At 59.8% G+C, this 9,861-nt stretch carries 9 protein-coding genes and 6 pseudogenes; 11 read left to right on the top strand and 4 right to left on the bottom strand.

Features of this window, described 5'->3' with window-relative positions; genetic code table 11:
- Positions 1 to 144: 144 nt before the first annotated feature.
- A pseudogene (locus tag IVB32_RS30970) lies at positions 145 to 396 on the top strand (IS5/IS1182 family transposase); the annotation flags it as partial.
- Between the two features lie 31 nt (positions 397 to 427).
- Here IVB32_RS30970 and IVB32_RS30965 read toward each other — a convergent pair.
- Positions 428 to 707: pseudogene (locus tag IVB32_RS30965) on the bottom strand (transposase); the annotation flags it as partial.
- 296 nt (positions 708 to 1,003) lie between these two features.
- On the opposite strand from IVB32_RS30965, the gene IVB32_RS30960 reads away from it, so the two are divergent.
- A complete protein-coding gene (locus IVB32_RS30960) occupies positions 1,004 to 2,023 on the top strand; it encodes a hypothetical protein (RefSeq protein WP_247412470.1) in 1,020 nt (339 codons plus the stop codon).
- A 257-nt stretch (positions 2,024 to 2,280) separates the two neighbouring features.
- Positions 2,281 to 3,684, top strand: coding sequence for an MATE family efflux transporter (locus IVB32_RS30955; RefSeq protein WP_247412469.1), 1,404 nt, complete (start codon positions 2,281 to 2,283; stop codon positions 3,682 to 3,684).
- A gap of 40 nt (positions 3,685 to 3,724) precedes the next feature.
- On the opposite strand, the gene IVB32_RS30950 is transcribed toward IVB32_RS30955, so the two are convergent.
- On the bottom strand, positions 3,725 to 4,045 hold the full coding sequence (locus tag IVB32_RS30950) for a hypothetical protein (protein WP_247412467.1): 321 nt from the start codon (positions 4,043 to 4,045) through the stop codon (positions 3,725 to 3,727).
- Positions 4,046 to 4,581: 536 nt separating this feature from the next.
- Here IVB32_RS30950 and IVB32_RS30945 point away from each other — a divergent pair.
- Positions 4,582 to 5,410, top strand: a pseudogene (locus tag IVB32_RS30945) (transposase); the annotation flags it as partial.
- 278 nt (positions 5,411 to 5,688) lie between these two features.
- Here the strand turns inward: IVB32_RS30945 and IVB32_RS30940 are convergent.
- Both IVB32_RS30940 and IVB32_RS30935 read right to left on the bottom strand, forming a co-directional pair.
- Positions 5,689 to 6,678: pseudogene (locus IVB32_RS30940) on the bottom strand (IS110 family transposase).
- 140 nt (positions 6,679 to 6,818) lie between these two features.
- A pseudogene (locus IVB32_RS30935) lies at positions 6,819 to 7,296 on the bottom strand (ATP-binding protein); the annotation flags it as partial.
- Positions 7,297 to 7,601: 305 nt separating this feature from the next.
- Between IVB32_RS30935 and IVB32_RS42845 the strand changes: the two are divergent.
- The 7 genes and pseudogenes from IVB32_RS42845 to IVB32_RS30905 all read left to right on the top strand — a co-directional run.
- Positions 7,602 to 7,730, top strand: a complete 129-nt coding sequence (locus tag IVB32_RS42845; RefSeq protein ID WP_256466605.1) for a hypothetical protein — start codon at positions 7,602 to 7,604, stop codon at positions 7,728 to 7,730.
- Positions 7,727 to 8,062, top strand: coding sequence for a recombinase family protein (locus tag IVB32_RS30930; protein ID WP_247412465.1), 336 nt, complete (start codon positions 7,727 to 7,729; stop codon positions 8,060 to 8,062). The genes IVB32_RS42845 and IVB32_RS30930 overlap by 4 nt, the downstream gene beginning before the upstream one ends.
- Positions 8,032 to 8,454: a hypothetical protein gene (locus IVB32_RS30925; RefSeq protein ID WP_346731119.1), complete on the top strand. Its 423-nt coding sequence runs from the start codon at positions 8,032 to 8,034 to the stop codon at positions 8,452 to 8,454. The genes IVB32_RS30930 and IVB32_RS30925 overlap by 31 nt, the downstream gene beginning before the upstream one ends.
- A gap of 50 nt (positions 8,455 to 8,504) precedes the next feature.
- A complete protein-coding gene (locus IVB32_RS30920) occupies positions 8,505 to 8,669 on the top strand; it encodes a hypothetical protein (RefSeq protein ID WP_346731118.1) in 165 nt (54 codons plus the stop codon).
- Positions 8,606 to 9,019, top strand: a complete 414-nt coding sequence (locus IVB32_RS30915; protein ID WP_247412462.1) for a zinc ribbon domain-containing protein — start codon at positions 8,606 to 8,608, stop codon at positions 9,017 to 9,019. Before IVB32_RS30920 ends, IVB32_RS30915 begins: the two co-directional genes overlap by 64 nt.
- 126 nt (positions 9,020 to 9,145) lie before the next feature.
- Positions 9,146 to 9,376 carry a hypothetical protein gene (locus tag IVB32_RS30910; RefSeq protein WP_247412461.1) on the top strand — a complete coding sequence of 77 codons (231 nt, stop codon included), beginning with the start codon at positions 9,146 to 9,148 and terminating at the stop codon, positions 9,374 to 9,376.
- Between the two features lie 157 nt (positions 9,377 to 9,533).
- Positions 9,534 to 9,861 (top strand): annotated as a pseudogene (locus tag IVB32_RS30905) (IS21 family transposase); the annotation flags it as partial.

The following is a 9,861-nucleotide window of genomic DNA, read 5'->3' as shown; positions in this document are numbered from 1 at the left end:
CGTATCCGCTGCTTGACCTCTCGAAGCGACGCCGCCCACAACGCAAGCGTCTCCTCAACCGACGCGGCCCGCGTCCACGACATTCGAATCATGGTTGCCCATGGATTCAGAAGCCCGCAATAAAAGCAACTGTAATGCTAGACGCGTAGCGTGTTCGGCGCCATCACGCGCGAGTTGCGTCGTCGCTCCGCCATCGAGCCCATCATCGGACACCTGAAAGTCGATGGTCACCTCGGGCCGCTGGTACCTCCAAGGTCGCGCTGGCGATGCCGCCAACGTCATCCTCTCAGCCGAGGGCCACAACTTCCGCGCATCCTGGCTTGGCTCAGAGAACTCTTGAGCCTGTTCCTGGGACTGCTTTGGCGAACGCTTCCCTCTCCAGCCCGAATCAATTCGCCTTCTTTAACGGACGACGGCAGAAGCTCAACTCGCCGCAGAAGTATTGGTAATAGGGGTTCTCGATCCAGCGGGCGCACAGCAGCTCATCCGAGAGATTGTGCATGTGCGTCAGGATGAACAGGCTGGCAACAAGTCGAGTCGGCAAGACAGGCTGCCCCGGACCGGCTTGGCGCACCGAACCAAAGGTCATCCAGAAACTTCCAGTCGATCAGCGCCGCCAACCGCACCAACGAGTGACCCATGTCGATGATTTGATCAAGGGCCGGAAGCAACAGATCTCTCTGGCGATCATCCCGCGGTTTGCTCATCGCCGTCCCCAATGCCGATGACCCGCTGTCAGGGAATCACGAATAGTCAGCTCCCTTTTTGGGTAGGTGTAAGCAACATAGAACTTGATTATTGGTTCGATCGGAACATGAGCGGCACTCGAATGTTGGAGAGCCCCTCGCATCGCGGCTGCTACCTTTGCGAGTTGGAGAGCCAGCCGCGCGGCACTAACCCGAAATATCCCAACTGGGATGCTTGGTTTTGAAACGCCATCGTTTTGTATCTGTGCAAGGAACAGCCCCTCGGCACTGAGACTGATAGTTTGGAAGAGACTGCAATGGCGGTGTGGTTCACCGCGGGAAAGTCCCCAATGAGAAAGGGCCAGCGAATGTCTAGCGAACTGCTGTACTTGTCTAATGCCGATGTGCAAGAGCTAAAAATCTCACCTCGCGAAGCGCGCGAGGCGGTTCTCGCCCACTTTCGCGACAATGCGGCTGGTCGCAGCATCGGTCTTCCCAAATCGTTCATCAGCATTGGCCGGGGTTCTTGGTTCATCTCGATGAACGGGGCGTCCGAGGCCAAAGGAATCGCGGCAGTAAAGATGGTGACAGTGGCTGCAGACCAAGAGAACGGCACCACTTCGAGAGTAAATGGCATGGTCTGTGTGAGCGATTATAGAACGGGGGTACCAACGGCAGTTCTGGATGGGAATTCGATCACGCTCATAAGGACCGCGGCCATGTCGGCAGTAGCGGCCACCTATCTCGCGCCCGAGGCGCCGGTAACCATTGGCTTGGTCGGATGTGGCTTGCAGGCACTCAGCCATCTTGATGCGTTTGCCGACCTGTTTCCGTCTCTACGCAGAGTCTATCTCTTAAGCCGGAGCACCCTCTCTGCTGAGAGGATTGCGACCGCCGCGTTGGAAAAGCGGTTGGACTCGATTATAACGGAGGACCCTAATTTGCTGCTAAGGGAAAGCGAGATTGTTATCTCCACGGTCCCAAGTTCGCCCGGGTTGAGATCGTTTCTGGATGCTCGATTGCTGCCGTCTCGATCATTCGCCGCGGCTGTGGATGGGGCCAGGAGTTGGTTACCGCATACGCTCACGGCATTCGATAGACTTGTCACGGATAGTGTGGAGCAATCCAGATGGCCCGTCGATGCGTCGGGACAATATGTCAAATCCACTAAGTTTCAGGACGATCTTGTCCATGTTGCGTCTGAGTCGCTGCGACCTACCGCGCCAATCAGAGCCTTGTTCGCCTTCCAAGGTTTCGTAATAGGAGATCTAGCGTTGGCGGAACTGGCGATAAGAAAGGCGCGCGCCTTAGGGATCGGCGCGACTGTGCCGCGTTGAGCCTTGCGGCATTCTGACTAAGTCCCCGTGTCAATGGCGAATGGCGGGTTGCCGTGTGAGTCCGGCATCGACAATCTGAACATTCGTGGTCTCCTCGCCGCTCGTGCCCTTCCACGAAAGCTCCGCGCGAACTGAATCATTCGCGTGTCCGACCAACAAGGAGATTTTGTGAACGGCTTTCGGGGCTGCCGCGCGGGCACCTATATCCCGGAAAAACGATTGCATCCGCTGAGCCGGGCTGGGACCGGAGGATCTATATGACCAACGTTCCGGAAAGCAAGCTGTTATCCGGGTCGCAACAGGCGGCTGGTGACCAACTTGCACATGAGCTTCTGGAAACCGCGAAACTCGCAGGGCCGATGGTCCTGACGCAACTTGGGCAGATTGCCATGATGACAACAGATCTGGCTTTGGTTGGGCGCATCGGGGTTGACGCCGTAGCAGCGGCAGGCTTAGCCAGCAGAGTCTACGTCGTTAGCTTTGCGTTCGGTGCCAGTCTGCTGGCGGCAATCGCTCCGTTGGTTGCGCAGGCATACGGGCGGAACAATCTTGCCTTGCTGCGGCGCTTGCTTCGTACGGGGCTTTGGACAGCGTTGCTACTATCGCTACCGATTATGGCATTTGCGCTGCGAGGAGAGCAAATACTGGTCGCGCTGGGTCAAAACTCGAACATCGCTCGACTAGCTCAGCAATATCTGTTCGGGGTGGCCTGGGGAGTGCCGCCGGTCCTGTGTTTTGAGGCCATGCGCCTTTTCATGGGAGCGGTTAGCCGGCCAGCACCCGTCTTGTGGATCACGTTGGGGGCCATCCCGGCAAATGCTCTGATGGGGTATTTCTTGATTTATGGAAAGATGGGCTTGCCCGGTTTGGGATTGTTTGGAGCGGGCTTTGCAAGCACTCTGGTGAACTGCGGAATGTGTCTGGCAGCTTTGGGCTTTGCCACTAGGGGCGGAGCGTTCCGGGAGTATCGCCTTTTTGCAGATCTCTGGCGCTTTGATTGGAAGTTGATGTGGCAATTGATCGTAATCGGCACTCCCATATCAACTGCCTTCTTGATCGGATATAGCCAGTTCTCGGCAGTTGCGCTGCTAGCCGGCCTAATCAGCACGGATGCGCTTGCCGCGCACCAGATTGCCGTTCACGTCGCCAACGTCCTGTTAATGATCTCTTTCGGTATCAGCGCTGCCTCCACAGTACGCGTGGGCCAAGCGGTGAGCCGCAACGATGGTCTCGGGATTAAGCGGGCAGGCCTGGCCGCATTCCTGCTCGGCGCCGCTATAGCTGCAGTGCTTACGATTGGGGTGATCGTTGCTCGTTTCCAAATTGCTGAGTTGTTCCTGAGCAACGCGAGCGTCGACCCCAACTTGACGATCGTCCTTGCTGCCAAGCTCCTCTTGGCTGGCGCGATTTTTTTTATCAGTGATGCGCTGCGGTGCATCGCGACGGGTGCTTTGCGCGGCCTGAAGGACACATTGGTGCCGCTCTTCTTTGCTACCATTGCCTATTGGCCGATTGGCGTCCTGCTTAGCTACGTGCTCGGTTTCGAGATGGAGTTCGGTGCCGTTGGCCTCTGGTTCGGGTTATCGGTTGGTACAACCGTCTATGCCGTACTCCTCAGCCTGCGGTTTCAGATCCTAGCGAATCGGCTGAGCCATCAGTGAGCTGCCGTTTACGGGCACATCGATCGATCCACAGAATATCTCAACCATTGCCCAGGTCCGCCGTCTCGGGCACGGGTATCCCTCCGTTCAGGCTTTCAATACCCACAACTTCTCCTCGGAGCATGGCGCCCAGCGCGATGTCGGTGAGGCGTGACAGCCCGCGCCACATGACGGTATTGCCGGGCGGCGGGTCGCTGGTGCGGGCGAGATAGCCGTCGAGCCGGGCGATCTTGATCAGATAGTGCGAGAGCCTTGTTTGCCTTGCTTTTGGCCTGTCGTCGACGAACCGATCGAGCACGGCGATTTCAGTCGCTGTCAACGCGAGGGTTGGCGGCGCGTCTGGGGCAGAACGGTCGAGCATTGTTATCCAGAAGATCCGGCAACCCAGGATGCAAAACAGCGAGATAGCATAGGTCAGACGCTGGGCGTCGAGCTTCGACGCCTCAGCTTTGCAGCCCGATTTGAGGATCTTCCTGGAACACCTCGATCTTCCCTCTCAAAGCATACATCCGAGCTCCTCAAATGGCATCGGCAACAGGTAGGTAGATCATCAGCTTCCAATCGATCTTCTTCCTGTTTTTCGACGTCTCGTGCTGTGCGGCATAGATCGGTCAGGATCGGAGCGGGATAGCGCTTCTGCTTTCCGATCGACGGCAGGACGCGGATCTTGCGACACCTTATCTTAAGAACGGTCTGGTCGGGATCGCCGTTGCCATCTCTGATGTCGATGCTATGGAATCTTCCGTGAAGAGCAAATAAGCGATTGAGCTGGCATCGCATTTGTCGTTTTCGACTACTTTAGGATTGCAGGGATTTGAAGCCTCGGGATCGGAACCTTGCAATTTCCTTTCAGGATTCCGTCGAATCGCCGGTCATGATTCTGCATCGGAGGGGACGATGCGGCCGAAGAAGCACAAGACGACGTATCGAATGACCTGCTCCGGGCGCGGCTGGACCAGACCTTCAATATAAAGCAGAGCTGGTTCAGCTCGCCGGCAAGGTCGATTGGGACTAGATCGACGGCGAGATCGCGCCGCTCTATTGCGAGAACGGTCGACCGGGCATCGCGACCCGCTTCATGATCGAGCTGCTGCTGCTCAAGCACATTTACGGGCTGTCCGATGAGGGGGGCGAGCGTTGGGTCCATGACCCGTACGTCCAGTGCTTCACCGGCGAACAGTTCTTCCAACACGCCTTCCCGCACGAGCGCTTGGACCTGAGCCATTGGCGCAAGAGGCTTGGCGACACGCTGGAGTTGCTGCTGGCCGAGAGCCTGCGGGTGGCGCACGAGGCCGGCGCGTTACGCAGCCAAACCTCAAGCGGGTGACGGTCGATACCACCGTGCAGCCGAAGGCGATCACGTTCCCGACCGAGGCCAAGCTGCTGCACGCGCGATCGAGGGGCTCAACCGGCTGGGGAGGAAGCAGGGGGTCAAGCTGCGGCAGTCCTATCTTCGCGTTGCCAAGACAGCGGCAATGATGGCTTCACGCTACGCCCATGCCAAACAGTTCAACCGGCATCAGCGGCAATTGCGTATCCTGCGCAGCCGGCTCGGCCGGATCATCCGCGACATCCGCCGCAAGATCGAGGGCAGCCAGCACTGGAGGAGGCGTTCGGACTTCCCCTCGGGCGAGCCACGCAGATCCGCTCACAGCAGCAGCGCCAGCGCGGCTGGAAGCTCTACTCCTTCCATGCCCCGGACGTGGAGTACATCGGCAAGGGCAAGTGCGCGCGATATGTGGAACCGCCCCGCGGGCAAGTGCTTTTTTAGACATTCGTCCTCCGGGAACGGTGCGGTCATATGTCCGGCCTTTCAGCGCGGTCGTGGACCGCTGGCCTCGATGAAATTCGCGATGCGAGGGGCTGATCAATCTGACGCGCTTTAAGCCCATTGTCGCGCCGGCCTCTCTCGCCTCGGGATTTCGTCCCGTGGGGTCATCGTCTAATCATGCACCTCGCCTCTGTCCGGCTACGTGCCGGGCAGTGTTCTGGTCGTCGTTCGGCTCAGGCACGTGCTGCGCCGCTTGCCGCGCCAGTATTTCGATAGCTTCCGCCCTTGGTGAGGAGCGCCCAGATGATCCTCGCGATCTTGTTGGCAAGCGCGACCGCGACTACCTTGAAAGGCCGCCGCGCCAAAGCGCGATTAGCCACCGCGGCGCTTTCTCGTTGCCCTTCACGCGTCGCAAGACCGACGTCGCGCCACAAACAAGCAGCGAGCGGAGCGTCGGATTCCCCATTTTCGATATGTCGCCGAGCCGTTCCTTGCCATCGCTAGAATGGGGCTTTGGCGTCAGTCCCAGCCAAGCGGCGAAGTGACGGCCGGATTTGAATCCTTCGGGATCCGGGACAAGCGCTTTGACGGAAGCCGCCGTGATCGCTCAAACGCCCGGAATTGTGATCAGCCGCTGCATGTCCTCGTCACGCTTCACCTCGCCGACGATATCTCGTTCGAGCTTATCGATCTGGCGCGTCAACGCCTGGATCTGATCGGCGATTTCAGCCAAACCCAAACGGGCGGCTTTTGGCAGGCAAACGTCCTCTTCGTCCCGCACGATCTCGATCAACTCTGCTACTTTCGCCGTGCCGGTGGCGGCTATAATGCCCAGCTCGGACAAATGCCCGCGAAGCGCGTTGATCGCCTGAGTTTGCTGGCGGAGTAAAAGAGCGCGCGTCTTCAGCACCATGGCCGCCGCCTGCTGATCGGCCGATTTGATCGGAACGAAACGCATGGTCTTGCGGGTCACAGCTTCGCTGATCGCCTCGGCGTCGGCAGCGTCCGTCTTGCCCCGTTTCACGAACGGCTTTACGTAAACCGGCGGGATCAAGCGCACGTCGTGACCGAGCGCCACAATCGCGCGCGCCCAATAATGTGCACTGCCGCACGCCTCCAAGCCGACCAGGCACGGCGGAAGCTTTTCGAAAAAGCGCAGCACGTCGGCCCCGACGCAATTTTCGATTGAAGATCGGCGCGCCCTCGGCATCGGCGCCGTGTATTTGAAAAACGTTCCGATGGTGCTAATCTGATTCACGGAACGGCTCCCTACCTTGTGGCGTTGCAAGCAACGACCCACGTTCTAGCACTTTGATGCGTCGGTAACGGGGCCGTTCCACACCATCAATCTGGATGGGAAGGGTCAATCAACGAGTGTTTTTGGTGTCGCGTGCGCGGATGGTCGCCCTGGACCACGCTTCCGTTCGAGCGCGGTGCGCCTGCGACAGCTTTCGACGTTCATCTCGAGGATGGTGGCCTGGTGAACGAGACGATCGATGGCGGTGAGCGTCATAGCAGGATCCGGGAAGACCTTGTTCCGCTCTCCAAAGGGCTGATTGGCGGTGATCAGCATGGAACGCCGCTCGTAGCGTGCGCTGATGAGCTCGAACAGCACGCTGGTCTCGGCCTGGTCCTTGGTGTCGTAGGCAAGATCATCGCAGATCAGGAGGTCGAAGCGATCGAGGCGGTTAATGGCGGCCTCGAGATTGAGCTCGCGCCGCTCCGCCTGGAGCTTCTGGACGAGATCGGTGGTACGGGTGAAGAGGACGCGCGAGCCGTTCTCGATAAAGGACCAAGCCGATGGCTGCCGCCAAGTGACTCTTGCCGCCGCCGGGCGGACCAGCGTCATAATGCCGGGTGTCTGGGATCTGAGGTGGAGATCCTTTACGCGTTCCATCCGCGATGCGGAGTGTCAGTCGTCGTTGTCGCCTGCAAGCGACTTGGGGGTGAGACGCATTCGTTATCAGACAACCTGACGCAACGTTAACGCTGCTGCCGGCATGGATGGCGGCTCCCGCCGCCGCTTCCTTCCATCTCAAAGCTGAACTGCGGCTTCCGGTGGATCGTCTACTGGAGCCGCGTCTTCTTGTCGACGCGCTCTTAGCCTCCTCTTCCAGGGAATCGTCCCATTCGCGAGGAGGCGGTCATGGCGGGCGCATCACGTCGTCAGGGGGATCTGTTCGATAGCAGCATTCCAATCGAAGCCCATCAGCAAATGCTGGAGCTCTTAAAGGAGCTTCTGACCGAAGCGCTCACAACCGGGAGGACAGCGTGAGCAAGATCACGCCTGAGCACCTTGCTCGCCAGGCCGTCGTCTACATTCGTCAGTCGACGGCCGACCAGGTTATCAACAAACGCGAGAGCCAGCGCCGCCAGTACGGCTTGGCCGACCGTGCGCGGCAGCTGGGCTGGAGCGAGGTGGTCGTAATCGACGAAGATCTCGGTCGCTCTGGTGGTGGCATCGCGCGTCCCGGGTTCGAGAAGCTGCTCGCCACCTTTTGCGAAGGGCGAGTTGGCGCTGTGGTCTCGATTGAGGCCTCTCGGCTGGCCCGCAACGGCAGGATTGGCATACGCTCCTGGAGCTCTGCGGGCTCGTTGGAACACTGATCGTCGATGAGGATGGCGTTTACGATCCGCGCCACCCCAACGATCGCCTTCTGCTCGGCATGAAGGGCACGATGAGCGAGATCGAGCTGTCTATCTTTCGGCAACGCTCGCTTGAAGCCTTGAAGCAAAGGCACGCAGGGGTGAGCTCTTCCTCAACGTCGCCATCGGCTATCTCAAGGTCTCCCACGATCGGATCGAGAAGGACCCTGATCGGCGCATTCAGGAGGCGCTCGCACTCGTGTTCACCAAGTTTGCCGAGATGCAGACACTGCGCCAGGTCCACCTCTGGTTACGGCAGGAGCGAATCACTTTGCCTGCGGTCGGCCATGGCCCCGAGGGCCGCCACGTCGAATGGAAGTTACCAGTGTACAATACGATCTAGCACATCCTGACCAATCCCGCCTATGCTGGCGCCTATGTCTTCGGGCGCTCGGGCAGTCGGGTGATGATCGAGGCCGGCCGCAAGAGGATCGTGCGGGGCTTCCGGCGCGAGCGAAACGACTGGGAGGTTTTGATCAAGGACCACCATGAGGGCTACATTACGTGGCGGAGTTCGAGAGGAATCAGCGCCTGTTCACCGACAACGCCAACGGAAAAAGCTTTATGAGTCGTGGCTCGGTCCGCCGCGGCGAAGGCCTTCTCGCGGGGCTTCTTCGTTGCGGCCACTGCGGCCGCAAACTTCACGTTTCCTACAGCGGTACGCACAGTACTGTCGGGCGCTATCATTGCCGCGGTAGCCAGATCAACCATGGTGGAGATCCGTGCATCTCATTCGGCGGTCTGCGCGCGGATCGCGCGATCAGCGCGGAGGTCATCGCGCGGCTGCAGCCGCTGGGTGTACAGGCGGCGCTGGCAGCCATGCAAGCGCGCGGGCGTGAACACGCCGACAAGCTGCGTCAGCTCGAGTTGACTCTGGAGCAGGCACGCTACGAGGCAACTCGCGCTCGTCGGCGATAGGAGGCTGTCGATCCGGACAATCGCCTTGTTGCCGGCGAGCTGGAGCGGCGCTGGAACGAACGCCTGGTCGCTGTCCGCGAGCTTGAGGGCGAGCGTGAGACGTTGCTGGCTACGCCGGAGATGACGTTGAGCGACATCGATCGCGATCGCTTACTTGCGCTTGGTGCCGATCTCGAGAGAGCTTGGGAAAGTCCGGGTGCAACGCGCAAGAGGATCATCCGAAGCATGATCCATGAGATTGTTGTGCGCATCCGCGACGAGGTGCTGGACTTCATTGTCCACTGGATGGCTGCGGCGCGGCAATCAGGATGGAAGTGCAGCGTCAATCAGGATGAGAGAGCTTCGCCGGGCTCGTGACGCAGGGAGGGCGTAGCCCGACCGGAGTTACGAGCCCGGCGACGGCGCGATCCGAGCGGACCGCGCCGTCTGGTGATCGCGGCTGGCCGGTGATGGATGGTTCTTCTCGCCAAAGAGGAATCACCCGTTGCCAGGCTGCCATGTCACCGATCACCAGATGAGGCTCTACATGAAGTTCCGTCAAACCAATTCGCCGCCAGAGGCGGCCGCGAAGGCGTCGTTCAGTTCGTCGACCGCTTATCGGCTCGAGAAGGATCTGCGCCTTCCGTCGCAAAAGAAGACACCGCGGCAAAGGCGGCGGCCGGATCCCTTGGCCAACGTCTTCGGCCTGGAGGTCGTGCCGATGCTGAAGGCGGCTCCCGGCGTGCGGCCCGTGGCCATCTTCGAGGAGATGCTCCGACGCCATCCTGAGCTGGGGGCTGGAATCCGCCGCACGCTCGAGCGCCGGATCCGCGCCTGGCGGGCGATCCACGGCGAGGAGCAGG

Origin of the sequence: Bradyrhizobium sp. 23, from assembly GCF_023073295.1 — a bacterium.
GTDB classification, from domain to species: Bacteria; Pseudomonadota; Alphaproteobacteria; order Rhizobiales; family Xanthobacteraceae; genus Bradyrhizobium; species Bradyrhizobium canariense_D.
The sequence above is the reverse complement of the archived record's forward strand: the minus strand, read 5'-3'. Positions and strand labels throughout refer to the sequence as shown.

Excerpts from the sequence above, each read along its gene's own strand:
- IVB32_RS30960 (WP_247412470.1), top strand. The coding sequence starts at position 1,004 with ATGGCGGTGTGGTTCACCGCGGGAAAGTCCCCAATGAGAAAGGGCCAG.
- IVB32_RS30955 (WP_247412469.1), top strand. The coding sequence starts at position 2,281 with ATGACCAACGTTCCGGAAAGCAAGCTGTTATCCGGGTCGCAACAGGCG.
- IVB32_RS30950 (WP_247412467.1), bottom strand. The coding sequence starts at position 4,045 with ATGCTCGACCGTTCTGCCCCAGACGCGCCGCCAACCCTCGCGTTGACA.
- IVB32_RS42845 (WP_256466605.1), top strand. The coding sequence starts at position 7,602 with ATGGCGGGCGCATCACGTCGTCAGGGGGATCTGTTCGATAGCAGCATT.